The organism is Brachybacterium phenoliresistens, from assembly GCF_039530785.1.
GTDB lineage: Bacteria > Actinomycetota > Actinomycetes > Actinomycetales > Dermabacteraceae > Brachybacterium > Brachybacterium phenoliresistens.
Genome location: NZ_BAAAOW010000002.1, coordinates 604,440 through 626,739, shown reverse-complemented (window position 1 = coordinate 626,739; position 22,300 = coordinate 604,440). Strand labels below are relative to the sequence as shown.

Sequence of the window (22,300 nt, the reverse complement as noted above, 5' to 3'; positions counted from 1 at the left end):
CATGTGGCTGGAGTACGGGCTGGACGGGGTCGATGCCCTGCGGATCGTCATCTCGACGGTCGCCTTCTACCTGATCATCCTGCTCATCGTGCGGTTCCTGGGGCAGCGGGCGCTGGCCACCCTGTCCAGCTTCGACCTGGCCGCCATCATCGCCCTGGGCGCGATCATGGGCCGCGCGATCCTCGGTGACTCCCCCACCGCCGTCGCCGGGGTGCTGAGCCTGGTCACGCTGGTGGCGCTGCAGGCGGTGACCGGCCAGCTGCGCCGCCACGTGCGCGGGGCGTGGCTGGTCAACAGCCCGCCCGTGATCCTCATGGCCGGTCCGCGCATGATCGCGGCGAACCTGACCCGCGCCCACGTGGTCGAGGACGAGGTGCTCTCCGCCCTGCGCCTGGCCGGGGTCCGCCACCTCGACGAGGTGGCCTGCGTGACCCTCGAGCCGACGGGACGCATCAGCGTGCTGCGCACCGGGGAGAGCATCGACCCCGCGCTGCTGGCGGGTGCCGTCGGCCTCGAGCAGATGCCGAAGGGCCTGCTGCGCGACGCGTGAGGACCGCCGCACCCTCCCGGCCCGCCTCCGGCACGGCCGGCCCCGCCTCCCGCGGCGGCGGGATGCGCTTGGATGGGGACATGACGAGGCGATACGTGATCATCGGGGCCGGAGCGATCGGCGGGGGCATCGGTGCGCTGCTCGCGCGGCAGGGAGCGGCGGTGGTGCTCGTCGCGCGCGGGGAGCATCTCGCGCGGATGCGCCGCACCGGCATGCGCCTGCGCACCCCCGAGGTCGACGCGACGGTGCCGGTCACCGCCGTCGCCGGCCCCGAGGAGATCACCCTCGGCGAGGACGACGTGCTCGTCCTGGCCACCAAGACCCAGCAGGCCGAGGCGGCGCTCGCCGCCTGGGCCGATGCTCCCGTCGGCGAGCGCACCGCCGGACAGGCGCTGCCGATCCTCACCGCCCTGAACGGCGCCGCCGCCGAGGAGCGGGCGCTGCGCTGGTTCGCCCGCGTGATCGGCGTGTGCGTGTGGATGCCCGCCGTGCGCCTCCAGCCCGCCGAGGTGATCGTGCGCGGCGCGCCCGTGGGCGGCATCTTCCCCGCCGCCCGGTATCCGGCGGCGCTGACCACCGACGAGGACCGGTCCCTGATCGCGGGCATCGCCGAGGACTGGGCGCCGGCCGGGCTGCGGGTGCATCCCGTCGAGGACGTCATGCCGTGGAAGCACCGCAAGCTGCTGGGGAACCTCGGCAACGCGGTGCAGGCGCTGCTGGGCACCGGCGACGGGGACGTCGTCCGCGCCGCGCGGGAGGAGGCCGCCGGGATCTACGAGGCCGCCGGCATCGTCCTGAACCCGGAGGCGGAGGAGCAGGCGATGCGGGACCTGCTGCAGGTCCGCCCGGTGCCCGGGGAGCCGGAGGAGATGGGCGGCTCCACCTGGCAGTCCCTGGCCCGCGGCACCGGCGACAGCGAGGTCGACTACCTCAGCGGGGAGATCGCCGCGCTCGCCCACCGCAACGGGCGCACCGCGCCGGTCAACGCGGGGCTGGCGCGACTGACGCGTCGGGCCGCCCGCACCGGGGCCCGACCGGGTGCGCTGTCCTCCGCCGAGCTGCGGGCGCAGCTGGGCCTGTGACCGGGCACCGGCCGAGCGCGGGGCCGCCGCCGCAGCGCTCCCCTGCCCTGAGCGGTCGCCCGGGCGTACCGTGGGAGGACGCCCGCGTCACCAGGGAGGCGCCATGACCCCCGTCCCGCGCTCCGACTCCTTCTCCTGGGCCTACCGCGCCTGGTTCCGGATCCGTCTGGTGCTGCTGCACGTCATGGGCCCGGCGACGCTCGACCCCGCGCACGATCCGCGCGCACGGCTGAAGCGGGACTACGCCCGCCGCCGGGCGCTGGACGAGCAGCGCCGCCGGGAGGCGTTCATCCGGAAGTCCTGGGGGGATTGAGGCCGCTGCCCGCGCCGCCGCGGGCACGGTCCCGCCCTGATCCGGCGAGCCGGGACGCCGCGGCGCGCGACGAGTAGTCTGGCGCCAGGTCCGCAGCGAGGCGTCCGCTGCGGCAGCACCCGAGCCCGGAGGTCGGCATGCGGATCATCGTCAGCGAGTTCATGAGCCTGGACGGGATCGTCCAGGCCCCCGGAGGGGCCGACGAGGACCCCAGCGGCGGCTTCGCGCACGGCGGCTGGTCCTTCCCCTACTTCGACCCCGAGGTGATGGGGGCGGTGGTCGACTCCTTCGCCGCCTCCCACGAGGTGCTCCTGCAGGGCTCGCGCACCTATCGCGTCTCCGCCGAGGCCTGGCCCGGGCGCTCCGGCGACCCGTTCAGCGACTGGATCAACGCGGCCCGCAAGTACGTCGTCTCCGACGAGCTGACCGAGCAGGACATCACCTGGCACCCCACCACCATCGTGCCCCGGGACCAGCTGGTGGCGACCGTGCAGGAGCTGCGGGCGCAGCCCGGCGGCGGCGTCTACGTCTACGGCAGCCTGACGATCGTGAAGGCCCTGCTCGCCGAGGGTCTGGTCGACGAGCTTGTCGTGTTCATCGAGCCGATCCTGCTGGGCGGCGGCAAGAGGATGTTCCCCGCCGACGGCGAGGCCCGCCCGCTCGAGCTGATCTCCGCGCAGACCGCCGCGACCGGTGTCATCGTCGCCCGCTACCGGCCGGCAGGAGCGCCGCCCGGCGGGCCCGCGGAGGATGCCGCGGGCGAGGGAGCCGGGACCGGGACCGAGGAGCTGTCATGAGCGTCGACGTCTCCACCCGCACCCTCGAGGTGCCCGGCGCCGTGCTCACGTACGACGTGCGCACCCCGGCCAGCGGCTCCGCCCGCCCGCCGCTGTTCGTCCTCGGCTCGCCGATGGGCGCCTCCGGCTTCGCGCAGCTGGTCTCCCATCTCGAGGACCGGGTCGTCCTCACCTACGATCCGCGCATGGCCGAGCGCAGCCGGCTCACCGAGGGCGGAGAGGTCAGCATCGCGCGGCACGCGGAGGACCTGCACGCCGTCGTCGCCGACTCGGGGCTGGGGCCCGTGGACGTATTCGGCTCCAGCGGCGGGGCGATGGTGGCCCTCCCCTGGGCGGTCGACCACCCGGAGGACCTGCGCACGCTGGTCGCCCACGAGCCGCCGCTGACCCTGCTGCTCGAGGACGCCGAGATCGCCCAGCAGGCCATGGACGACATCGCCGAGACCTACCGCCGCGAGGGCTTCGGGCCGGCGATGGCGAAGTTCATCCAGCTGATCATGACCCCCGGCCCTCTGCCCGAGGACTACCGGGAGCGTCCGGCCCCCGATCCTGCCCAGTTCGGGCTGCCCACCGCGGACGACGGGTCCCGCGACGATCCGCTGCTGGCCCACAACGTGCCGATGACGCCCTACCGGCCCGATGCCTCCCGGCTGCTCGCCAGCGGCGTGCGGATCGTCCCGGCGATCGGAGAGCAGGGCGAGGGCACGCTGGCGCGGCGCGGCGGGGAGGCCCTGGCGGACCTGCTCGGGGTGGAGCCGGTGGTCTTCCCCGGGGACCACGGCGGCTTCGCCGCGAGCGACTGGACGCCGCACAACGACCCGGCGACCTTCGCGGCCCGCCTGCGCGAGGTCCTGGACGGCCCGGCCTGAGGCCGGCGACGGCGCGATCAGCGCCGGTCGCGGCGCCGACGGACCGCCCGGACGGCCAGCCCGGCCGCGACCAGGACCAGCAGCACGCCGATGCCCTGCAGCCCCGGCGAGTCGTCGGCGCCGCCGGCAAGGACGGCGAGCACTCCGAGGACGACGAGGGCCCCGAGAGCTGCGGGGACGAGGAGGCGGCGCGGGGAGATCATCGGCCATGACTACCATGGCGAGGGCCGCGCATCCCACCAGGAGGCCCCACGATGACCGTGCTGAGACTGTCCGAGATCGACCCCGCGAGGATCGACGAGGTCGGGGGCAAGGCGGCCGGGCTCGCCGCGCTGATCCGCGCCGGCGAGCGCGTCCCCGAGGGGTTCTGCCTGACCACCGCCGCGTTCGACGCCGGGACGATCCCCCGCGCGGAGGTCCTCGCGGCCTATCGCGAGCTGGGCGAGGACGTGGCCGTGGCCGTCCGCTCGAGCGCCACCGCGGAGGATCTGCCCTGGGCGAGCTTCGCCGGCCAGCAGGACACCCTGCTGGACGTCCGCGGCGAGGACGACCTGCTCGCGGCGATCGAGGCCTGCTGGGAATCCCTGGACTCCGAGCGCGCGATCGCGTACCGCCGGGCGCAGGGCGTCCGCGCATCCCGGATGGCGGTCGTGGTCCAGCGCATGATCTCCCCGGCGGCCGCCGGCGTGCTGTTCACCGCGAACCCGGTCACAGGCTGCCGCACCGAGATGGTCGTCGACGCCGCCCCGGGGCTGGGCACCGCCGTCGTCGACGGCGCGGTGGACACCGACCATTACGTGATGCCGGCCCCCGGTCGGGGCGCCGTCGATCCCGCGGCGGGTGACCCGGCCCCGCCCCGCGGCTGCCTCGCGCCGGGGCAGCTCGAGCTGCTGCGCGCCGCCGGCGAGCGCGTGCAGGACGCCCTCGGCTCGCCGCAGGACATCGAGTTCGCCGTCGACGGTGACGGCGCCCTGTGGCTGCTGCAGTCCCGCGCCATCACCAGCCTCTTCCCCCTCCCCGAGGATCCGGAGGACCTGCCGCGGGTCTACATGGAGGCGGGCCACATGCAGGGGATGCTGCGGCCGTTCACGCCGATGGGCCGCTCCGCGATGCAGAGGATCACCCACCAGTGGTTCGAGGCGTTCGGCGCCCGCGCCCGGGCCGAGGGCCCCGCGATGGTGGCCTTCATCGGCGGCCGGATGTACCTGGACCTGACCGCGTTCGTGCGCAGCGCGCGGATGCGCCGGAGCCTGCCGCGGACGCTCGAGCTGTACGGTCCCCGCGTCCGACGCGGGATGCAGCAGGTGTGCGAGGACCCGCGCTTCGCGCCTCGCCGGGGCGGGAGGCTCCCGCTGGCCACGGCGGCGACGGTGGCGCTGCGCATGGGGCCGCCGATGCTGCGCGGCATCGCCGCGTCCCTGCGGCACCCGGATCGCGAGCGCGAGCGCAGCCTCGCGCTCGTCGACGTGGTCCGCGCCGCCTGCGCTCCGGACGCCGCGCCGAGGACCCCGCGAGAGCGCCTGGAGACCGCCGAGGCCGTCCACCGGGCGATGCTCACGGGCCCGATGATGGACTCGCTGAACCCGCTGTGGACGGCCATGATGTGCCAGCAGCTGGCCACGGCCCTGCTGCACGGCATCGCCGAGGAGTCCGAGGTGATGGCGGTGATGCGCGGGGCGCCGCACAACGTCACCACCCGGATGGACCTGGAGCTGTGGTCCCTGGCCGACGGCGCCCGCGAGCATCAGGAGCTCCTCACCACGACGCCCACCGAGGAGCTCGTCCGGAGGCACCGCGACGGGACCCTCCCGGAGATCGGGCTGGACGCCTTCCTGGACCGGTACGGGCATCGCGCCGCCGCCGAGATCGACATCGGCGTGCCCCGCTGGGAGGACGATCCGGGCCCGATCCTCGACGCGATCGCCGGCTACCTCCAGCTCACCGACCTCGAGCAGGCCCCGGACCGCCGTTTCGCCCGCGCGGCCGCCGAGGCCGAGGCGCAGCTCGCGCAGCTGGTCGAGCGGGCCGCCGCGCGCAGCCCGCTGCGGGCGCGGGCCGTCGGCTTCCTGCTGCGCCGCGCACGGATGCTCATCGGCCTGCGGGAGCTGCCGAAGTTCCTGTGGCTGATGCCGCTGCGGCGGATGCGGCGCGAGCTGCTGGCCATCGGCGAGGAGCTCGCGGCCGGCGGCATCCTGGAGACGGCCGAGGACATCCTGTTCCTCGAGCTCGACGAGGTCGCCGCGGTGCTCGGCCCGCCCCCGGCACCGGCCGGGCCCGCAGCAGCCGCCGACCCCCGCGCGCTGGTGGCGCAGCGCCGCACGGCGCATGCCCGGGAGATGCGACGCCGACATGTCCCCGTCCTGCTGCTCTCGGACGGCACGGACGTCGAGGCCACCCTGCCGGCCCTCGAGACCCCCGGTGCGATCACGGGCATGAGCGCGGCGCCCGGCAGCGCCACCGGGCCGGCGCGGATCGTCACCGATCCTGCGGGCGCCCGGATCGCGCCGGGCGAGATCCTCGTCGCCCCGACGACCGATCCCGGCTGGACCCCGCTGTTCATGACCGCCGCCGGCCTGGTCACCGAGACCGGCTCGCCGATGGCCCACGGGCCGACGGTCGCGCGCGAGTACGGCATCCCCGCGGTGATCTGCGTCCCGGACGCCACCGTGCGGATCCGCTCCGGCCAGATCATCACCGTCGACGGCGCCGCCGGGACCGTCCGCATCCACGACGAGGACGCCGGGACCGGTCGCTGAGCAGGGCGCATCCCGGCCGCGAGAGGTCGACCGCGACCCCCGGGCGGCCGGCTCGCGATCTCTTCGCGAGAACTCCTGCAACGGAGCGGTTGCACGCTCGCGGTCGACGTGCGAGACTCTTCTGCAACCACACAGTTGCATCGTCGGCATCGCGGCCTCCCCTCCCGCCCCGCATCCCGCAGACCGGGACAGGGCGCCGCCACGACACTGACGCCCGCCACCGCACCCGCCCCCGTCGGCCCATCGCCGACGACACCGCATGAGGAGACCGCCATGGAGAACACGCAGAACCCCCCGGCCGAGATCGACACCGATGCCTTCGTCGTGCGCCGCACGATCCGCATCGCCGCACCCCGCGAGAAGGTCTGGCGCACCGTCACCGAGCCCGAGCTCGTCTCGCAGTGGTTCGGCCGGATCACCCTCGAGGGCACCGGCGCCGGAGCCGTCGGCACCATCGGCTGGCCCGGCGAGCGCCGGGTCCCGATCCGGGTCGAGACCTTCGTCCCGTCCACCGAGGTGTCCTACCGCTGGTGCAACGAGGAGGGACCGCTGTCCGAGACGGTCGACGACGAGCGCGCCACCGTCTTCACCTTCACCCTCGAGGATGCCCCGGGCGGCACGCAGCTCACCGTCGTCGAGACGGGCTTCGGCGGAACCAGCGACCCGCAGCAGATGATGGCCGACCATCGGGGCGGCTGGGACGCCGAGCTCGACAAGCTCGTCGCCCTGCTCGAGCGCGGCGCATGAGCCCCGACCTGGTCGACCCCTCGGTGGTCGAGATGTGCAGCGCGCTCGGCGACGAGACCCGCTGGAGCATCCTCGCCGCCCTCGGCGAGGGCGACGCCTCCGCCTCCGCCCTCGCCCGCCGCCTCCCGGTGACCCGGCAGGCCATCGCCAAGCATCTCGCCGTGCTGCACGATGTCGGTCTCGTGGAGACCGTCCAGGTGGGGCGCGAGGTCCGGTACCGGGTCGTCGGATCCGGCCTCAGCGCGACGGCCCGGCGCCTGGACGCGATCGGCGTCGCCTGGGACCGTCGCCTGGCGTCCATCAAGCAGATCGCCGAGAACCTCTGACCAGATCGCGCCCGCCCCCGGGCACGGACGCCTCCCGCCCGGGCACGGGCCGGCCCCCGCCCTGCCGTGCAGGTCGGGGGCCGGTCGTCCGTCTCGCGGTCCGCTCGTCGCGGCGCGGGTCACCGACGGGTCATGGTGCTGGTGTATCCGCCGCCGCCGGGGTAGACCCAGTCACCGGTCATGACGGTGTCGTCATCGGTGAAGGTGCCGCGGAAGTACGCCGGGCTGCCCTGGGCTCCGGCCCAGATGGTGAGCGTGCCGCCGTCGAGCTCGTAGACGTAGTCGAAGGTGTTGCCCTGGGAGTCGTAGTAGCGCGAGGCGATCTCCTCGCTCACGGGCTCGCCGAAGGGATGCAGGTGCCCGATCACCTCGAACCCGGTGATGCTCTGGCCGAACTGCTCGAGGTCGACGTGCTGGATGAGGAAGTGGCCGCCGTCCATCCACGCATAGCGGACGGTGCCCTCGGCGCCGCCGGTGACGGCCCAGGTGCCGACGAGCCGGTCCAGGGCGCGAAGGCGAGCGCTGGGCAGGGGCGGCGCCTCCTGCGCCGCGGCCTCGGCATCCAGGTCGGCGGTGATGGCGGGCTGGGTACGGGTGTTCTCGGTCATGATCAGCTCCTGTGCGCTGCTCGGTGCGGGCCTCGTACGGCCCGCGCTCACCGGGACCTCGGAGCGGTCGCAGGGTTCTCGACATCCCGCCGCGAAGAAGTTCTGACGGGAGATCTCGGCCGGGGATGTCAAGACGGCGCGAGCGGCTCCGTGGTGCCCGTGAACGCCGCCCGCCCCGGGCTGCGACGCTCGAGAGACCGGAGGACATCATGACCACCGCCGCCACGACCCCGAGGTCCAGGCCGGACGCCGCCGCGCGTCCGCGGACCCGCGCCCTGCTCGCCGCCGCCGCGCTCGCCGGCCCCGTCTTCTTCGCCTCGTCGGTGTGCCAGGCGCTGACCCGGCCCGGGTTCGACATCCGCATCCACCCGCTCAGCCAGCTCGCCACCGGAGATCTCGGCTGGATCCAGCAGCTCACCTTCGTGCTCGCCGGCCTGGGCGGCCTTGCCCTCGCCCTCGCCCATCGCCGTCTCGTCGTCGACGGAGCAGGCGCGCGCCTGGCCCCGATCCTGCTGGGCGTCTTCGGGGCCGGCTTCGTGCTGGCCGGACTGTTCACGATGGACCCGCAGCACGGATTCCCCGCAGGCGCACCGGCCGGCGCGGTGGAGATGTCCTGGCATGCGATCGTGCACACCGCCGCGGCCGCGGCCTCGTTCCTCGCCCTCGCCGGAGCGTGCACCGCGCTGCTGGTCCGCTCGATCCGCCGCCGGCAGGTGGGGGCCTCGATCGGAAACGGGCTGGTCGCGCTCGCCCTGCTGGCGCCGACCTCGCCGAGCGGGGCGAGCATCCAGATCGCCGTCACCGGACTGATCGCCTTCACCTGGATCACCGTCACCGCGCTGCGGCTGCGGCGCCGCGCCTGATCCGACCCGCCGGCAGCGTGCCGGATACTGACACCACCACACGCCGAAGGAGACCGACCATGAAGTTCCTGCTGTTGAGCTACACGCCCGCGCAGGCGTGGGACGCCGAGACCGCCGACGTGCCGAGCCAGGAGGCCCTGGACGCGTTCGCCGCCTATCAGAAGTTCGAGGCCGAGCTGCGCGAGACCGGGGAGTTCGTGCTCAGCGAAGGCCTGGGCCACCCCGCCGTCTCGACGACGGTCCGCCGGACCGATGCCGGCGTGACCGCGACCGACGGACCGTTCGCCGAGCTGAAGGAGGTGCTCGCGAGCTTCGCGATCATCGAGGTCTCCGGCCTCGAACGGGCCAAGGACATCGTCGCCCGGATGGTCGAGGTGCTCGGCGAGCCGATGGAGATCCGGCCGATCATGGGCGACGACTTCGCCTGATGGCCGCTCCGTCCGGCGACGCGCGCGGGACGCACCTCGCTCGCATCGAGCACGTGCTGCGTGAGCAGACGCCGCACGTGCTCGGAGCGCTGGTGCGTCGCTTCGGGCGGTTCGACCTCGCGGAGGACGCCGTGCAGGAAGCGCTGATCGTCGCCGCCCGGCGATGGGCGGCCGACGGCCTGCCGGACGGCCCGCGCGCCTGGCTGATCCGGGTCGCCTACCGCAGGATGATCGACCTCCTGCGCTCGGAGCAGGCCGCGCGCCGGCGCGAGGAGGACGCCGCCTCCACCGATCTGGTGCTGGTCGATCCGGCCGCGCCCCGACCCGCTGCCGTCGACCGCGACGACAGCCTGCAGCTCCTGCTGCTGTGCTGCCATCCCGCGCTGTCGGAGACCTCGCAGATCGCGCTGACGCTGCGTGCGGTCGGCGGTCTCACCACCGCCGAGATCGCCCACGCGTACGGGGCCGCCGAGGCCACCATGGGCTCGCGGATCAGCCGCGCCAAGCAGACCCTCAAGAAGGCCGGCGCCCGCTTCGAGCTGCGGGACTCCGACGACCTCGCCGCCCGCACCACCGCGGTGATGCGGGTGCTCTACCTGATCTTCAACGAGGGGTACACCGCCACCGCCGGCAGCGACCTGACCCGTGCCGCCCTCACCGCCGAGGCCATCCGGCTGACGCGGATGCTCCGCGCCCTGCTGCCCGACGACGTCGAGGTGGCGGGGCTGCTCGCGCTCATGCTCCTGACCGACGCGCGCCGCGATGCCCGCACCGATCCCGAGGACGGGCTCGTGGTCCTCTCCGAGCAGGACCGCACCCTCTGGGACCGCCCGCTCATCGCCGAGGGCCAGCGACTGATCGAGGACGCCTGGCGTCAGGAGCGGGTCGGGCCGTACCAGCTCCAGGCGGCCATCGCCGCGATCCACGCCCAGGCGGACACCGCCGAGGCGACCGACTGGCCCCAGATCGCCGCCCTGTACCTGTGGCTCGAGCGCCTCGATCCCACCGCGCCGATCCGCCTCTCGCGGGTCGTCGCCGTCGCCCATGCCTTCGGCCCCCACCGCGGCCTCGCCCTGCTCGACCAGCTCGATCGCGAGCACGCCCTCACCGAGGATCCCCTCGTCGCGCAGCGCACCCACGCCGTCCGCGCCCATCTGCTCGACCAGCTCGGCGAGCACGAGCGCGCCGCCGACGCGTACCGTGCCGCCGCGGCCCTCACCGAGAACGAGACCGAACGGCGCTATCTCCATCGCCGAGCACGCCGGTCCGCGCCGGAGCAGGAATCGCAGCCCCGCGGCGCACAGGCCGCCGACGACGCCGCGACCTGCACCGACGTCCCCCGAGGAAGGCCCGGACGCGTCTGAGCGCCGGCCTGCAGACGACGCAGGGCCCCGGCGAGAACCGGGGCCCTGCGTCGTGGACCGAGCTCCGAGACATCGGCGATGTCCCGAGCCGTCACATCGGTGGAGATGGCGGAGGACGCAGGCATCGGCGGATTCAGGTGGCCGGCTGGGTCCGGGTGTCGAGCTCGGGGCTGTCGGCGAGCTTGAGCCAGACGACGCCGGCGATGATGACGGCGAGCCAGAAGCCCTTGGCCAGGGTCAGGGTCTCGTCGAAGAACACCGGTCCGAGCACCGCGGCGCCGACGGCGCCGATGCCCGCCCAGACCGCGTACCCGATCCCGACATCGATCCGCTTCAGCGCGACGCTGAGGAAGAACAAGGTGAACAGGAAGAACACGACGGCGATGATCGACCAGAGCGGGTCGGTGAAGCCCCGGCTGCCGTTGACGCTGAGGGCGTAGCCGACCTCGAAGACGCCAGCGATGAGCAGCGCGATCCAGGCACCGCCCCTCTTCTCACCCTGGATGGGGGCCGCAGAGGTGGTGGAAGTGGTCATGGAGGCTTTCCTTTCGAGAGTGTGTGGGGGCCGGATCAGGCGGTGCCGGCGAGGTTGAGGCCGACGACGCCGCCGATGACGACGAGGATGCCGAGGAACTTCTTCCAGGTGAGCTTCTGCGACAGGAACAGGGCGCCGACGATGACGATCCCGACGCCGGCGAGCGAGGTCCAGAGTGCGTATCCGATGCCGACGTCGAAGGTGAGGAGGGCGAGGCTGAGGAAGAAGGTCGCGATCCCGCCCGAGACGAGGGTGGCGATCGTCCACCAGAGGTGCGTGAACCCATTCGCTTTCCCGGCGGCGATGCCGACAGCGACCTCGAAGACGACGGCGATGGCGAGATAGAGCCAGCTCATGATGATGTTCCTTTCAATCGGTTGCCCGGTCGAGCGGATGCGCGGCCGGAGGTGCGGTGGTGCAGATAGCGGGTGAACGGGTCGGCACCGTGCGGCACGGCCAGCGGCCGGTAGAGGCGGTCGCGTGCTGCGCCGGTGATGCCGAACGCGGGATAGCTCGCCCGATAGTCGAAGCCGAACCCGGCGACCTCGTCGCGGTCGACGGCGACGTGGACGGTGCCGATGCCGCGATCGAGCGCGTAGCGGTAGCACAGGCCGCACGGCTCCCCGGTAGCCAGCACCGTGAACCCGGCGAGGGAGTCGAGACCGTGACGAGTCATGGCATCGCGCATCGCGACGACCTCGGCGTGCGCCATCGGATCGCCGGTCTCGGCGACCCGATTCACGCCGAACACCGAAGCCGCCTCACCGTCGGTGCCCACGAGGACGCCGACGAACGGGAGGCCGCCTGCGTCGACATGCGCGGTGCAGGCGTCGACGGCCTGCGACATCACCGACGCCAGGGTGCTGGTCCCGGTGCTCACGACTGCCCCGGACGTGCTGCGACCTTGCGCTCGGTGACGTCGTCGACGATCTTCTGGAGCCGGGTCGCTGACGGCACGCCGCGCAGCACCTGGCCTTCGATCACGATGCCGGGCACCGAGTCGATGCCGACCGTGTGCACGGCGTAGCCCTGGTCGGCGCGCTGCCGGTCACGTCGCTGCTCGCTCCGCAACGCCGCTTCGACCTCGGCCCGGTCGAGGCCCACAGAGACGGCGACGTCGATGATGACCTCATCGAGGCCGATGTTGCGATCCTGCTGGAAGAACGCGGCGAACATCGCCTCGGTGTACGCCTCCGCCAGGCCGCGCTCCTGTGCCAGCTGCAGCACCATGAACGCCTTCTCGGTGCGTGGCTGTGGCGAGACGGTCGGCAGGGTGATCGGCAGGCCGACCTGGTCCGACATCGGGTACACCGCGTCTCGCCACACGCGCGGCAGGTACTCGTCCTCCGGGCGCAGCGTCGGCACCGGATCGGGGCGCAGCTCGAACGGACGGATCGTGACCTCCACGTCACGGTCGCGCTTCAGTTCCTCGATCGCCGGCTCCACGAGGAAGCAGAACGGGCAGACGTAGTCCACGAACACGTCGATCGTGATGGGCATGGATCATCCTCTCTCTAGGTGTGTGTACATGCACTTATTTGGGCGAGAAGCACGCCCGCAACGGAACGCTGCGGGCGTCAGGGCTTGATGAGTGCGCCCACCTCCGCCAGCGCCGAGGCCACGAGACCGGTGTCGAGGTGGGGGAAGTGCTTCACCGGGTTGCTCAGCAGGTCGTGCACGCGAGCCTCGAACGGCTCGCGCACCTCGCGCAGCAAGGCCTCACCGGACTCATCGATCACGGCATAGACGCCGCGACCATCGTCGGCACAGACATCCCGACGGGCATGCCCCTTGGACTCCAGGCGGCTCACCAGGCGAGTGGTCGAGGTCGACGTGAGGCCGACCCGCTGCGCGAGCACCGCGATCCGCAGCTCCTTGTCCGACTCCCGGCTCAGGAGGGTCAGCGCGCGATACTCGGTCAGGCCGAGTCGGTAGTTGTCACCGAGCCACTTGTCGAGGCTCGCATCCACCGCCGAAGCGAAGGCCGCAACCCGAGACCACGCACCGCTCGCATCCCCGATCACGCTGTCCCCCGATCGCCTAAGTGTGTGTACATGCACCAAGATTAGCACGATGCCCTGCCGTGTCACATCTCCCCCGCTCGATCACCTGCAGCGCCCGTCCCTCCCGCTCGACACCGGAGTGGAGGTCCGCCTTCCTCATCGACCGCGATGACGTCCTCGTCACCGACCTCGAGTCCAGGGTAATCCTGGCCGAGTCCACCATCGACCGCACTCGCGGCCACCGACAGAAGAAGCAGGGCCCCGGCAAGAACCGGGGCCCTGCTTCGTGAACCATGTCCCGAGACATCTGCGAACGATGTCCCGAGCCGTCACATCGGTGGAGCTAGGGGGATTCGAACCCCCGACCTTCTCATTGCGAACGAGACGCGCTACCAACTGCGCCATAGCCCCGGGCGGGTGGTCGCCGCGCCGCGAGGCGTGGAACCGAGATGACACCCTACCAGAGCCCGGCCCGGATACCGTGGCCTCCTGAGGCCCCGGGAGGAGGGACGCCCATGCGCATCACCCGCCGCGGATGGCTGGCCGGGGCGATGCTCGGCGGCCTGTCCGCCTGCACCGCTCCCCCGCCGCCGCCCGGCGCCGGCGACGACGAGGCGCGCGTGATCGCCGACGGGCTGGAGGTCCCCTGGTCTCTGGTGTTCCACGAGGGCGCGGCCCTGGTCAGCGAGCGCGACAGCGGGCGGATCCTCGAGGTCTCCGAGCAGGACGGCGTGCTGCGGGAGGTCGCGGTCCTCGAGGACGTCGCAGCCCGCGGCGAGGGCGGCCTGCTGGGACTCGCCGTGCTCGACGGGCACCTCTACGCGTACCTCACCGCCGCGCAGGACAACCGGATCGTGCGGATGCCCCTGTCGGGCACGGCCGCATCCCTGGCCCTGGGCGCGCCGGAGACGATCGTGGACGGCATCGCGGCCGCGCAGATCCATGACGGCGGCCGCCTCGGGGCCGGCCCGGACGGGATGCTGTACGCGACCGTCGGCGATGCCGGGTCCCCCGACTCCGCCCAGGACCCGGGCAGCCCGAACGGGGCGATCCTGCGGATGATGCCCGACGGCACGGCCCCGGCGGACAATTCCCGCGCCGGCTCCCTGGTGTGGAGCTGGGGCCACCGCAATCCCCAGGGCATCGCCTGGGACGCGGACGGGACGATGTACGCCAGCGAGTTCGGGCAGAGCAGCTGGGACGAGCTCAACATCATCGAGCCGGGGGCGAACTACGGGTGGCCCCTCGTCGAGGGCGTCGGCGGGCAGGGGAGGTTCCGCGACCCGATCGCGCAGTGGGCTCCGGCCGAGGCCAGCCCCAGCGGCATCGCGATCGCCGAGGGCACGGTCCATATCGCGAACCTGCGGGGGCGGCGCCTGCGCAGCGTCGATCTCGAGGATCCGACCCGACAGCGCGAGCGGCTGGTGGGCACGCACGGCCGGCTGCGGGACGTCGTGCTCGCGCCCGACGGCTCGCTGTGGGTGCTCACCGGCAACACGGACGGCCGCGGAGATCCCGCGCCCGGCGACGACAGGATCCTGCGGATCGCCGCGCCCTGAGGGCGCTCTGCCGCGCGGCAGCCGCCGGCGGGTGACGGCACTGTCCCGGGGGTCCCCCGCCCCGCACGGGCTCTGGCGTGTCCCGGCCCGACGCGGGATCATGGATCAGGAGGTGCATCATGTCGGACCTGATCATCACGGACGTCGAGCCCGAGACCATCCGCGCCCTCGAACGGACGGCGATGGCCCGCGGACTCTCGCGCGACGAGTTCCTCCGTCACCATCTCGAGCTGCTCGCGGAGACGGAGAGCCGCCCGATCCTCACCCGCGCCGCCCTGGCCCGCCCGCTCTCGGCGAGCACGGACCTGCGCGACGATCACCAGGAGCATCGCGCCGCGTCCTGACGGGCGGAGGCCGATCGGCAGCCGGACGGATCGGCAGCCGGGCGGCGCGAGGCGCCGGCTGCCGATCAGCCGAGCGTGCTGCGGAAGAAGCGGGCGGACGCCTCGATGGCCTCCCCGCGCGCCTGCTCATCGACCTGATCGGGGATCACGAAGCCATAGTGCCCCGTCTCGGGCCCGCCGACGGCCGCACCGTCGGCGCCGGGGATCCCCCGGGTGTAGAGCTCGCCGTGGGTCTCCGGCGGGGTCTCGGTATCCGCCCGGGTCCAGCGCACCGCCACCGGGACGTCGATCGCGGCGAGGCTCGCCGGGTCGATGGCCGGCCCCAGCGCCGGGCACAGCAGGAATCCGGCGCGCACCCTCGGGTCGCGCAGATCCTCGGCGGCGCGCGACGCCCAGGCCTGCGCCGCCTCCGCGCCGTAGCGGGACCTCAGCTCCTCCCGCAGCCCCGGGTACTCCGGCGGGGACGGCAGGTCCTCGGCGCTGCGCAGCAGCGCGCGGTAGGCATCGGCCCCCACCCGGGCGCCGCACAGGGCCGCCGCCGAGTACCCGCCGAGGGAGAATCCCGCCGCGCCGACGGGCCCCCGGGCGGGCACCCGGTCCAGGGCGAAGCTCAGGTCCGTCGGCCGCTCCCACCACCAGGCGAAGCCTTCGGCGCGGTACGGCTCGACGTGCGTGTTGCCGTGGTGGTCCGGGGCGAGGACGTCGAATCCCTCCGTGCGCAGCGCCTCGGCCCACCAGGCCAGATCCTCCGCCGCGCCGCCCGTGCCGTGGGAGAGCAGCACCAGCGGCGCCGCGGCGCGATCCGCCTGCCAGCGGTGGATGCGCACCGGGCGGGGCCGGTCCCCGTCCAGGGCCCGGCGGGTGGGGTCCTCCAGGACCTGGCAGGTCGCGCTCATGCCGGCTCCCTGTCGGATCGAGCCTCGGTGAGGAAGGCACGGGTCGCCGCGAGGAAGGCGTCGGGCTGGTCGTAGGTGACGATGTGCCCGGCGTCGGGGATCGTGACCAGCTGCGAGCCGGGGGCGGCCGCTGCGGCCGCGGCCACCTCCTCGGGCGCCACCAGGGTGTCCCGGTCGCCGCGCATCCACAGCGTCGGCACCTGCAGCCGCGGCAGCTGCGGCAGCAGGTCCAGGCGCATGGACCGCGGCCCGTAGGCGTGGATCTGCCAGTCGTCCAGCACGCGCTCGTGATGGGCCTGCTTGGCGCGGGCCTCGTCGATGACCCGGTGCAGGATCTCCTCGAAGCCGGGCGTGTCCTCGCCGGCGACCAGCTGCCCGGCCAGGGAGCGGCGGATCATCCCCGGGGAGCGCGCCAGCAGCAGGGTCGAGGCGCGCAGCAGCCCCGGGGTGCGCAGCATCGCCCAGGTGAGCAGCTGGGCGGGGCGCCGCGCGCCGATGCCGCCGGGGCCGACGGCCACCAGCGCCTCGACCCGCTCGGGATGGCGCAGGGCGATCCCGGTGGCCAGCCCGCCGCCCATGGACAGGCCGATCAGCGCCGCCTTCGGGAGGTCGAGCCGGTCCAGCAGCTCGAGCAGGATCGGCCGCAGGGCGTCGTCGTCCAGCACGCCGCGCCAGGGGCGGGAGGCGCCGTGGCGCGGCAGGTCGACCACGTGGACGTGGTGGTCCTCGGCGAGCGCCGGGGCGACCTCCCGCCACACGCCGCGGCCGGTGTCGAGCATCGCGCCGTGCAGCAGCACCAGGGCCGGTGCCTCCGGGTCCCCGCCGCGGTGGACCCGGATCGGCCCGCCGGCCACCCTCAGGTCGAGGGGGCTGTCGAAGAAACGGCTCATGGGGGCTCCTCCTGGCGGCGGGGTCTGCTCGCAGTCTTCCACGGTTCCCGGTGCCGGGCAGGGACCCCCGGCCCCCGGGTAGCAGGGCGCGGCCCGGCGCGCACGGCCCGGCGCGGACGCCTAATTCCCTTGCCGCCGCGCCCGCGGCGTCCATACCGTGCAGGCATGCCCCACCTCGACGTCTCCGCCATCGGCTATGCCCTGCCCGACGGGCGCCCGCTGCTCAGCGACGTCTCGCTGCGGGTGGGCCAGGGTGAGCGCGTCGCCCTGATCGGCGCGAACGGCGCCGGGAAGACGACCCTGCTGCGGATCATCCTCGACGAGGTCGCCGCGAGCTCCGGGGCGATCACCCGTGCCGGCACTCTCGGGGTGATGCGCCAGTTCGTCCGCGGCGGCACCGTGCGCGAGCTGCTGCTCTCGGTCGCCCCGGCCCCGCTGCAGGCCGCGGGCGCGGAGCTGGAGCGGCGCGAGGCGGAGATGGAGGCCGCGGGCACCGAACGCTCCCAGATGGCCTTCGCCGCGGCCGTGGCCGCGTGGGGAGACGCCGGCGGATACGAGGCGGAGGTCCTGTGGGACACCTGCACGATCGCCGCCCTCGGCATCCCCCTGGACCGCTGCGGGGACCGCCCCCTGACCACGCTCTCGGGCGGGGAGCAGAAGCGCCTGGCCCTGGAGGCGCTGCTGCGCGGCCCCGACGAGCTGCTGATCCTGGACGAGCCGGACAACTCCCTGGACGTCCCGGGCAAGCGCTGGCTCGAGGAGCAGCTGCGCGCCACCGACAAGGGGGTGCTGTTCGTCAGCCACGACCGCGAGCTGCTGGCCCGGACGGCGACCGCGGTCGTCACGCTCGAGCTGGGGGCGGCCGGCAGCACCGCCTGGACGCACCCCGGCAGCTTCGCCTCGTATCACGCCGCCCGCGCGCAGCGCTTCGCACGCCTGGACGAACTGCGCCGCCGATGGGACGAGGAGCACGCCAAGCTGCGGGCCCTGGTCCAGATGTACAAGCAGAAGGCGGCCTACAACTCGGACATGGCCTCCCGCTACCGGGCCGCGCAGACCCGCCTGGCCCGCTTCGAGGAGATCGGTCCGCCCGAGGAGCAGCCCCACGAGCAGAACGTGCGGATGCGTCTGCCCGGCGGCCGCACCGGCAAGCGCGCCCTGGTCTGCACCGGGCTCGAGCTGACCGGGCTGATGCACCCCGTCGACCTCGAGGCGCGGTTCGGGGACCGCGTGGCGGTGCTCGGATCCAACGGCTCGGGGAAGTCGCACTTCCTGCGGCTGCTCGCCGCCGGCGGCTCCGATCCGGAGCCCGAGCACGCGCCCGTCGGCGAGGTCGAGATCGCCCCGGTTCCGCACACCGGCACGGCGCGGCTGGGCGCGCGGGTGCGCCCCGGATGGTTCGCGCAGAACCAGGGCCGGCCCGAGCTGCACGGCCGCACGCTGCTGGAGATCCTCCACCGCGGCGACGAGCATCGGGCGGGCATGCCGCGGGAGGACGCCTCGCGGGTGCTGGCCCGTTACGACCTGGCCCGGGCGGCGGAGCAGATGTTCGGCTCGCTCTCCGGCGGGCAGCAGGCGCGCTTCCAGATCCTGCTGCTGGAGCTGGGCGGGGCGACCATGCTGCTGCTGGACGAGCCCACCGACAACCTCGACCTGGTCTCCGCCGAGGCGCTGCAGGATGCGCTGGCGCTGTTCGAGGGGACGGTCCTGGCCGTCACGCACGACCGGTGGTTCGCCCGGGACTTCGACCGCTTCTGGGTGTTCGGGGCCGATGGCGAGGTCCGCGAGAGCGACGAGCCCATCTGGGACGAGGGACGGGTCGCCCGGCCGCGCGGCTGAGCCGCAGGCCCCGGGCTCCGAGTCCTGAGCCGAAGGTCCGCGGAGAACCGCTATCGTCGGTGCATGAGCACGAGCAGCGCCGACCGCATCGTCCAGGACCTGCAGCCGTGGATCGCCGCGGCCCCGGCCGGTGCGCGGATGCCCTCCAGCCGCGAGCTCGCGGCCCGCTACGGGGCGAGCCCGGTGACGGTGCAGCGGGCGATGCGGACGCTGGTGGGCCTGGGCCTGGTGGAGAGCCGCCCCGGTGCGGGGAGCTTCGTGCTCGGCGCGCGCACGCACCGCCCCTCGGACTTCGGCTGGCAGACCGGCGCCCTGCGCTCGGCCGGCGGGCGGGTTCCGCTGCTGTCGACGCCGCTGCGCGATGCGGCGACCGACGCCATCGGCCTGCATTCGGGGTACCCGGCCCGCGAGCTGCTGCCGGAGCGGCTGGTGCGGGCGGCGCTGACCCGGGCGGCCCGCGGGCACGGCGCGCTGACCCGCGGGCCGGCGACGGGCCTGCCGGCGCTGCAGTCCTGGTTCGCAGCCGAGCTCGCCGCGGCGACGCCCCCGGGGATCACCCCGGTCGCCGCCCGCGACGTGCTGGTGGTGCCCGGGACCCAGAGCGGCCTGAGCTCGATCTTCCGGGCCCTGGCGACGACCGGCAGCCCGGTGGTCGCCCAGTCCCCCACCTACTGGGGCGCGCTCCTCGCGGCCGCGCAGGCCGGAGTGCGGGTGGTGCCGGTCGAGAGCGACGCCGAGGGGCCGGTGCCGGAGGATCTCGGGCGGACCCTCGCGCGGACGGGAGCGCGCCTGTTCTATGCCCAGCCGACCTTCGCGAACCCCAGCGGGGCCAGCTGGTCCCCGGCCCGCCGCGACCAGGTGCTGTCGGTGGTGCGCGAGCACGGCGCCTTCCTGGTCGAGGACGACTGGGCGCGGGACTTCGGCATCGACGAGGCGCCGGCGCCGCTGGCGGCCTTCGACGACGCCGGGCATGTCATCCACGTCCGCTCGCTGACCAAGAGCGTCTCCCCCGCGGTGCGCGTGGGCGCGGTGATCGCGCGCGGCCCCGTGCGCGACCGGCTGCTGGCCGATCTCGCGGCCGAGTCGATGTACGTCAGCCCCGTGCTGCAGGCCGCCGCCACCGAGGTCGTCCTGGACCCGTCCTGGCGCGCCCATCTGCGCCGCCTGCGCGACCAGCTGCGCGAGCGCCGGGACCTGCTGGCGCGCAGCGTGGCCGAGCACATGCCCGCCGCGAGGATCGAGCGCCTGCCGCGCGGCGGGCTGAACCTGTGGGTGCGCCTGCCGGACGAGGTCGACGCGGATCAGCTGGAGCGGGACTGCGAGCAGGAGGGCGTGCTCATCGCCGCCGGGACGGAGTGGTTCCCCTCCGATCCCTCCGGGCCGTACGTCCGCCTGAACTATGCCGGCCCCGATCCCGCGCGCTTCCCCGAGGGGACCGAGATCATCGGCCGCGCGATGGTCCGGCAGATGCGCTGACCCGCGAGAGGGTTCGGCAGATGCGCTGACCCGCGCGATGCGCCGCGCCCGGGCCCTGGTCGTGCGGCACGTGTCTCCGCCCCCGACGGAGCCGCGATGTCCAGGACTCACTGCTATCGTGGTGCATGAATCAAGAGAGTAGCGCTACTACTTCTGGGGCGATCCCGCTATCCCGATCCTCCGGGCTCGGATGGGGGCTGCTGGGCGTCGCCGCCTTCTCCCTCACCGTCCCGCTGACCCGCATCGTCGTGGACGGCGGGGCCATGTCCCCCGTCTTCGTGGGGGCGGGGCGCGCCGTGGTCGCCGGCACGCTCGCCGTGGCCGCCCTGCTGCTGACCCGCCCGCGGCGCCCGCAGGGGCGCCAATGGCTGCGCCTGGCGATCGTCGCCGGAGGCATCGTGGCCGGCTTCCCGCTGCTGACCTCCTTCGCCCTGCGGACCGTCCCGGCGGCGCACGGCGCGGTGGTGATCGCCCTGCTCCCGGCCGCGACCGCGGTGGTGGCGGTCCTGCGCACCCGCGAGCGGACCCGCCCGGCGTTCTGGGCGGCCGCGGCGCTCGGCGCCGTGGCCGCCGGCGCCTTCGCCCAGGTGCAGGGCGGCGGCTTCGGCGGACTGCACCGCGAGGACCTGCTCCTGTTCGGCGCGGTGATCGCTGCAGGAATCGGCTACGCGGAGGGCGGGCTGCTGGCGCGGGAGCTCGGGGCGTGGCAGACGGTGGCCTGGGCGCTCGTGCTGTCGCTGCCGGCCATGACCGTCCTCGCCGTCGCCTCGATGGGCCAGGGCCTGCCCCACGCCTCCGGCGTGCAGTGGGCAGGGTTCGCCTATCTCGCGGTGGTCAGCATGTTCCTGGGGTTCTTCGCCTGGTACCGCGGCCTCGCCATCGGCCCGATCACGCAGGTCAGCCAGATCCAGCTGGCACAGCCGGTGATGAGCATCGGCTGGGCGGCGCTGCTGCTGGGCGAGCCCCTCACCGTCGCGACGGCGGCCGGCGGCCTGGCCGTGATCGCCTGCGCCCTGCTGGCCGTGCGATCCCGCGGCACTGGTCGGGCCTCGCCCGCCTCTGCGCCGACCAGCGCGACCGGCGAGCCCCGGGAGGAGGAGGTGAGCGTCCAGCCCGCCTGACGGGACCTCCCCGACGGCGCGCAGTACGAACGGCCCGTGGGCCACGGGTCTCGCCCGACGGGCGACGGGAGCCGCTCAGCGGAGTCGGGAGCCGCCGAGCGGCGACAGTCCTCGCCTGTCGCGACCGAGGTGCCGCGAGGGGTCCGATTGACGGGCGCCGACAATATCGATAGGCTGGCTAACAGTTAGAGTTTCTACCTAGACCGGGCCGCGTGTCGGCCCTCCAGCCGCGAGGACGCCATGACCACCATCGAGGTCGCACCGGACACCCACGTCTCCCCCGCCTCGCAGGACGCCCTCATCCCGCTGTGCGAGGAATTCATCAGCCAGGTGCGACACCGCTGCCAGGCGGCGGTGCGGGCGCTGCCCGGGGTGTGCGACGGAGAGCTGCTGATCGCCCGGCTCGCGGACGGCCCGGAGTTCGTCGCCCGGGTGGCGGTCCGCTCCGAGTCGGCGTTCACCGCGACCGTCGCCGAGCTGATGGATGTCATCGTGCCGCAGGCGGAACGCGAGCTGGGGCAGGCGTTCACGAGCTTCCGGATCGACGTGGCGGTCGCCGAGCCCCGCCACGGGGTCGCCGGCAGCGGAGGCGCCGTCCTGTCGATCATCTGATCGGCCGCGACGAGGTCCTCGTCGCCGATCTCGTCAGCAGCGGCAGCCTGGCCGCGTGCCCCCTCGACCGCACCCGAAGCTGTCATGCAATGAAGCAGGGCCCCGGAGGAAACCGGGGCCCTGCTTCATGAAGGATGTCCCGAGCCATCGGTGATCGATGCCCGGACAGTCCCACTGGTGGAGCTAGGGGGATTCGAACCCCCGACCTTCTCATTGCGAACGAGACGCGCTACCAACTGCGCCATAGCCCCAGGTACCCGAACAGATTAGCACCGGTGGGCACCCTGCTCGGGACCGTCGGGCCCGCTCTTGACGAGGATCA

The 22,300-nt window shown here is 73.8% G+C and carries 27 protein-coding genes and 2 tRNA genes; 18 read left to right on the top strand and 11 right to left on the bottom strand.

Annotation, left to right across the window (positions count from 1 at the left end):
• The first annotated feature begins 1 nt into the window (after position 1).
• The 5 genes from ABD234_RS07305 to ABD234_RS07285 all read left to right on the top strand — a co-directional run bounded on the left by ABD234_RS07305 (position 2) and on the right by ABD234_RS07285 (position 3,611).
• Complete coding sequence (locus tag ABD234_RS07305; protein WP_038373186.1) at positions 2 to 550, top strand: DUF421 domain-containing protein; 549 nt, start codon at positions 2 to 4, stop codon at positions 548 to 550.
• A gap of 80 nt (positions 551 to 630) precedes the next feature.
• On the top strand, positions 631 to 1,632 hold the full coding sequence (locus tag ABD234_RS07300) for a ketopantoate reductase family protein (protein WP_038373188.1): 1,002 nt from the start codon (positions 631 to 633) through the stop codon (positions 1,630 to 1,632).
• A gap of 103 nt (positions 1,633 to 1,735) precedes the next feature.
• Positions 1,736 to 1,945, top strand: coding sequence for a hypothetical protein (locus tag ABD234_RS07295; protein WP_038373189.1), 210 nt, complete (start codon positions 1,736 to 1,738; stop codon positions 1,943 to 1,945).
• Between the two features lie 137 nt (positions 1,946 to 2,082).
• A complete protein-coding gene (locus tag ABD234_RS07290) occupies positions 2,083 to 2,742 on the top strand; it encodes a dihydrofolate reductase family protein (protein WP_084148539.1) in 660 nt (219 codons plus the stop codon).
• Entirely contained in the window at positions 2,739 to 3,611 is an 873-nt protein-coding gene (locus tag ABD234_RS07285) for an alpha/beta fold hydrolase (protein WP_038373190.1), read from the top strand. The genes ABD234_RS07290 and ABD234_RS07285 overlap by 4 nt, the downstream gene beginning before the upstream one ends.
• A 17-nt stretch (positions 3,612 to 3,628) precedes the next feature.
• On the opposite strand, the gene ABD234_RS07280 is transcribed toward ABD234_RS07285, so the two are convergent.
• Positions 3,629 to 3,814, bottom strand: a complete 186-nt coding sequence (locus tag ABD234_RS07280) for a hypothetical protein (protein WP_038373191.1) — start codon at positions 3,812 to 3,814, stop codon at positions 3,629 to 3,631.
• A 51-nt stretch (positions 3,815 to 3,865) separates the two neighbouring features.
• On the opposite strand from ABD234_RS07280, the gene ABD234_RS07275 reads away from it, so the two are divergent.
• From ABD234_RS07275 to ABD234_RS07265, 3 genes are all read left to right on the top strand, one after another.
• The gene (locus ABD234_RS07275; RefSeq protein ID WP_344354793.1) at positions 3,866 to 6,367 is read left to right on the top strand and encodes a PEP/pyruvate-binding domain-containing protein; all 2,502 of its coding nucleotides are present in this window, start codon (positions 3,866 to 3,868) and stop codon (positions 6,365 to 6,367) included.
• A 273-nt stretch (positions 6,368 to 6,640) separates the two neighbouring features.
• Complete coding sequence (locus ABD234_RS07270) at positions 6,641 to 7,114, top strand: SRPBCC domain-containing protein (RefSeq protein ID WP_344354791.1); 474 nt, start codon at positions 6,641 to 6,643, stop codon at positions 7,112 to 7,114.
• Entirely contained in the window at positions 7,111 to 7,440 is a 330-nt protein-coding gene (locus tag ABD234_RS07265) for an ArsR/SmtB family transcription factor (protein ID WP_038373194.1), read from the top strand. The genes ABD234_RS07270 and ABD234_RS07265 overlap by 4 nt, the downstream gene beginning before the upstream one ends.
• Before the next feature lie 119 nt (positions 7,441 to 7,559).
• Here the strand turns inward: ABD234_RS07265 and ABD234_RS07260 are convergent, their stop codons facing one another.
• Positions 7,560 to 8,048, bottom strand: coding sequence for a hypothetical protein (locus ABD234_RS07260; RefSeq protein WP_344354790.1), 489 nt, complete (start codon positions 8,046 to 8,048; stop codon positions 7,560 to 7,562).
• Between the two features lie 209 nt (positions 8,049 to 8,257).
• Here ABD234_RS07260 and ABD234_RS07255 point away from each other — a divergent pair, with 209 nt between their 5' ends.
• Genes ABD234_RS07255 through ABD234_RS07245 form a run of 3 tightly spaced genes read left to right on the top strand, consistent with a single transcriptional unit; the run spans position 8,258 to position 10,703 of the window.
• Positions 8,258 to 8,911, top strand: a complete 654-nt coding sequence (locus tag ABD234_RS07255; RefSeq protein ID WP_038373196.1) for a DUF998 domain-containing protein — start codon at positions 8,258 to 8,260, stop codon at positions 8,909 to 8,911.
• Positions 8,912 to 8,970: 59 nt separating this feature from the next.
• Entirely contained in the window at positions 8,971 to 9,339 is a 369-nt protein-coding gene (locus tag ABD234_RS07250; RefSeq protein WP_038373198.1) for a YciI family protein, read from the top strand.
• Complete coding sequence (locus ABD234_RS07245) at positions 9,339 to 10,703, top strand: RNA polymerase sigma factor (protein ID WP_084148540.1); 1,365 nt, start codon at positions 9,339 to 9,341, stop codon at positions 10,701 to 10,703. Before ABD234_RS07250 ends, ABD234_RS07245 begins: the two co-directional genes overlap by 1 nt.
• Before the next feature lie 133 nt (positions 10,704 to 10,836).
• Here ABD234_RS07245 and ABD234_RS07240 read toward each other — a convergent pair whose 3' ends face one another.
• From ABD234_RS07240 to ABD234_RS07220, 5 genes are all read right to left on the bottom strand, one after another.
• Positions 10,837 to 11,238 (bottom strand): DMT family transporter, encoded by a 402-nt coding sequence (locus ABD234_RS07240; protein ID WP_038373199.1) that lies wholly within the window; start codon positions 11,236 to 11,238, stop codon positions 10,837 to 10,839.
• Positions 11,239 to 11,273: 35 nt separating this feature from the next.
• Positions 11,274 to 11,594 carry a DMT family transporter gene (locus tag ABD234_RS07235; RefSeq protein WP_038373201.1) on the bottom strand — a complete coding sequence of 107 codons (321 nt, stop codon included), beginning with the start codon at positions 11,592 to 11,594 and terminating at the stop codon, positions 11,274 to 11,276.
• The gene (locus tag ABD234_RS07230; RefSeq protein WP_038373202.1) at positions 11,591 to 12,118 is read right to left on the bottom strand and encodes a tRNA-specific adenosine deaminase; all 528 of its coding nucleotides are present in this window, start codon (positions 12,116 to 12,118) and stop codon (positions 11,591 to 11,593) included. Before ABD234_RS07230 ends, ABD234_RS07235 begins: the two co-directional genes overlap by 4 nt.
• Positions 12,115 to 12,738 carry a DsbA family oxidoreductase gene (locus ABD234_RS07225; protein WP_344354788.1) on the bottom strand — a complete coding sequence of 208 codons (624 nt, stop codon included), beginning with the start codon at positions 12,736 to 12,738 and terminating at the stop codon, positions 12,115 to 12,117. The genes ABD234_RS07230 and ABD234_RS07225 overlap by 4 nt, the downstream gene beginning before the upstream one ends.
• A 77-nt stretch (positions 12,739 to 12,815) precedes the next feature.
• The gene (locus ABD234_RS07220) at positions 12,816 to 13,208 is read right to left on the bottom strand and encodes a MarR family winged helix-turn-helix transcriptional regulator (RefSeq protein ID WP_232226415.1); all 393 of its coding nucleotides are present in this window, start codon (positions 13,206 to 13,208) and stop codon (positions 12,816 to 12,818) included.
• Positions 13,209 to 13,321: 113 nt separating this feature from the next.
• On the opposite strand from ABD234_RS07220, the gene ABD234_RS07215 reads away from it, so the two are divergent.
• A complete protein-coding gene (locus ABD234_RS07215) occupies positions 13,322 to 13,531 on the top strand; it encodes a hypothetical protein (RefSeq protein ID WP_038373206.1) in 210 nt (69 codons plus the stop codon).
• 48 nt (positions 13,532 to 13,579) lie between these two features.
• Here the strand turns inward: ABD234_RS07215 and ABD234_RS07210 are convergent.
• A tRNA-Ala gene (locus ABD234_RS07210) sits at positions 13,580 to 13,652 on the bottom strand.
• A 104-nt stretch (positions 13,653 to 13,756) separates the two neighbouring features.
• Here ABD234_RS07210 and ABD234_RS07205 point away from each other — a divergent pair.
• Together ABD234_RS07205 and ABD234_RS07200 are read left to right on the top strand one after the other, a co-directional pair.
• Positions 13,757 to 14,800: a PQQ-dependent sugar dehydrogenase gene (locus ABD234_RS07205; protein WP_344354786.1), complete on the top strand. Its 1,044-nt coding sequence runs from the start codon at positions 13,757 to 13,759 to the stop codon at positions 14,798 to 14,800.
• Positions 14,801 to 14,919: 119 nt separating this feature from the next.
• A complete protein-coding gene (locus ABD234_RS07200) occupies positions 14,920 to 15,144 on the top strand; it encodes a hypothetical protein (RefSeq protein WP_038373209.1) in 225 nt (74 codons plus the stop codon).
• Positions 15,145 to 15,209: 65 nt separating this feature from the next.
• Here the strand turns inward: ABD234_RS07200 and ABD234_RS07195 are convergent, their stop codons facing one another.
• Positions 15,210 to 16,040 (bottom strand): alpha/beta hydrolase family protein, encoded by an 831-nt coding sequence (locus tag ABD234_RS07195; protein WP_038373210.1) that lies wholly within the window; start codon positions 16,038 to 16,040, stop codon positions 15,210 to 15,212.
• On the bottom strand, positions 16,037 to 16,930 hold the full coding sequence (locus ABD234_RS07190; protein WP_051486935.1) for an alpha/beta fold hydrolase: 894 nt from the start codon (positions 16,928 to 16,930) through the stop codon (positions 16,037 to 16,039). Before ABD234_RS07190 ends, ABD234_RS07195 begins: the two co-directional genes overlap by 4 nt.
• Before the next feature lie 165 nt (positions 16,931 to 17,095).
• Here ABD234_RS07190 and ABD234_RS07185 point away from each other — a divergent pair, with 165 nt between their 5' ends.
• The 4 genes from ABD234_RS07185 (at position 17,096) to ABD234_RS07170 (ending at position 21,978) form a co-directional block, all read left to right on the top strand.
• Entirely contained in the window at positions 17,096 to 18,769 is a 1,674-nt protein-coding gene (locus tag ABD234_RS07185; RefSeq protein ID WP_038373211.1) for an ABC-F family ATP-binding cassette domain-containing protein, read from the top strand.
• Between the two features lie 63 nt (positions 18,770 to 18,832).
• Entirely contained in the window at positions 18,833 to 20,245 is a 1,413-nt protein-coding gene (locus ABD234_RS07180; RefSeq protein ID WP_038373212.1) for an aminotransferase-like domain-containing protein, read from the top strand.
• 125 nt (positions 20,246 to 20,370) lie between these two features.
• Positions 20,371 to 21,366, top strand: a complete 996-nt coding sequence (locus ABD234_RS07175) for a DMT family transporter (protein WP_344354784.1) — start codon at positions 20,371 to 20,373, stop codon at positions 21,364 to 21,366.
• A 240-nt stretch (positions 21,367 to 21,606) separates the two neighbouring features.
• Entirely contained in the window at positions 21,607 to 21,978 is a 372-nt protein-coding gene (locus ABD234_RS07170; protein WP_038373214.1) for a hypothetical protein, read from the top strand.
• Between the two features lie 175 nt (positions 21,979 to 22,153).
• On the opposite strand, the gene ABD234_RS07165 is transcribed toward ABD234_RS07170, so the two are convergent.
• A tRNA-Ala gene (locus ABD234_RS07165) sits at positions 22,154 to 22,229 on the bottom strand.
• Positions 22,230 to 22,300: the final 71 nt, after the last annotated feature.

Coding starts and splice junctions, on each gene's coding strand:
- ABD234_RS07305 (WP_038373186.1), top strand. CDS start 2: ATGTGGCTGGAGTACGGGCTGGACGGGGTCGATGCCCTGCGGATCGTC.
- ABD234_RS07300 (WP_038373188.1), top strand. CDS start 631: ATGACGAGGCGATACGTGATCATCGGGGCCGGAGCGATCGGCGGGGGC.
- ABD234_RS07295 (WP_038373189.1), top strand. CDS start 1,736: ATGACCCCCGTCCCGCGCTCCGACTCCTTCTCCTGGGCCTACCGCGCC.
- ABD234_RS07290 (WP_084148539.1), top strand. CDS start 2,083: ATGCGGATCATCGTCAGCGAGTTCATGAGCCTGGACGGGATCGTCCAG.
- ABD234_RS07285 (WP_038373190.1), top strand. CDS start 2,739: ATGAGCGTCGACGTCTCCACCCGCACCCTCGAGGTGCCCGGCGCCGTG.
- ABD234_RS07280 (WP_038373191.1), bottom strand. CDS start 3,814: ATGATCTCCCCGCGCCGCCTCCTCGTCCCCGCAGCTCTCGGGGCCCTC.
- ABD234_RS07275 (WP_344354793.1), top strand. CDS start 3,866: ATGACCGTGCTGAGACTGTCCGAGATCGACCCCGCGAGGATCGACGAG.
- ABD234_RS07270 (WP_344354791.1), top strand. CDS start 6,641: ATGGAGAACACGCAGAACCCCCCGGCCGAGATCGACACCGATGCCTTC.
- ABD234_RS07265 (WP_038373194.1), top strand. CDS start 7,111: ATGAGCCCCGACCTGGTCGACCCCTCGGTGGTCGAGATGTGCAGCGCG.
- ABD234_RS07260 (WP_344354790.1), bottom strand. CDS start 8,048: ATGACCGAGAACACCCGTACCCAGCCCGCCATCACCGCCGACCTGGAT.
- ABD234_RS07255 (WP_038373196.1), top strand. CDS start 8,258: ATGACCACCGCCGCCACGACCCCGAGGTCCAGGCCGGACGCCGCCGCG.
- ABD234_RS07250 (WP_038373198.1), top strand. CDS start 8,971: ATGAAGTTCCTGCTGTTGAGCTACACGCCCGCGCAGGCGTGGGACGCC.
- ABD234_RS07245 (WP_084148540.1), top strand. CDS start 9,339: ATGGCCGCTCCGTCCGGCGACGCGCGCGGGACGCACCTCGCTCGCATC.
- ABD234_RS07240 (WP_038373199.1), bottom strand. CDS start 11,238: ATGACCACTTCCACCACCTCTGCGGCCCCCATCCAGGGTGAGAAGAGG.
- ABD234_RS07235 (WP_038373201.1), bottom strand. CDS start 11,594: ATGAGCTGGCTCTATCTCGCCATCGCCGTCGTCTTCGAGGTCGCTGTC.
- ABD234_RS07225 (WP_344354788.1), bottom strand. CDS start 12,738: ATGCCCATCACGATCGACGTGTTCGTGGACTACGTCTGCCCGTTCTGC.
- ABD234_RS07205 (WP_344354786.1), top strand. CDS start 13,757: ATGCGCATCACCCGCCGCGGATGGCTGGCCGGGGCGATGCTCGGCGGC.
- ABD234_RS07200 (WP_038373209.1), top strand. CDS start 14,920: ATGTCGGACCTGATCATCACGGACGTCGAGCCCGAGACCATCCGCGCC.
- ABD234_RS07195 (WP_038373210.1), bottom strand. CDS start 16,040: ATGAGCGCGACCTGCCAGGTCCTGGAGGACCCCACCCGCCGGGCCCTG.
- ABD234_RS07190 (WP_051486935.1), bottom strand. CDS start 16,930: ATGAGCCGTTTCTTCGACAGCCCCCTCGACCTGAGGGTGGCCGGCGGG.
- ABD234_RS07185 (WP_038373211.1), top strand. CDS start 17,096: ATGCCCCACCTCGACGTCTCCGCCATCGGCTATGCCCTGCCCGACGGG.
- ABD234_RS07180 (WP_038373212.1), top strand. CDS start 18,833: ATGAGCACGAGCAGCGCCGACCGCATCGTCCAGGACCTGCAGCCGTGG.
- ABD234_RS07175 (WP_344354784.1), top strand. CDS start 20,371: ATGAATCAAGAGAGTAGCGCTACTACTTCTGGGGCGATCCCGCTATCC.
- ABD234_RS07170 (WP_038373214.1), top strand. CDS start 21,607: ATGACCACCATCGAGGTCGCACCGGACACCCACGTCTCCCCCGCCTCG.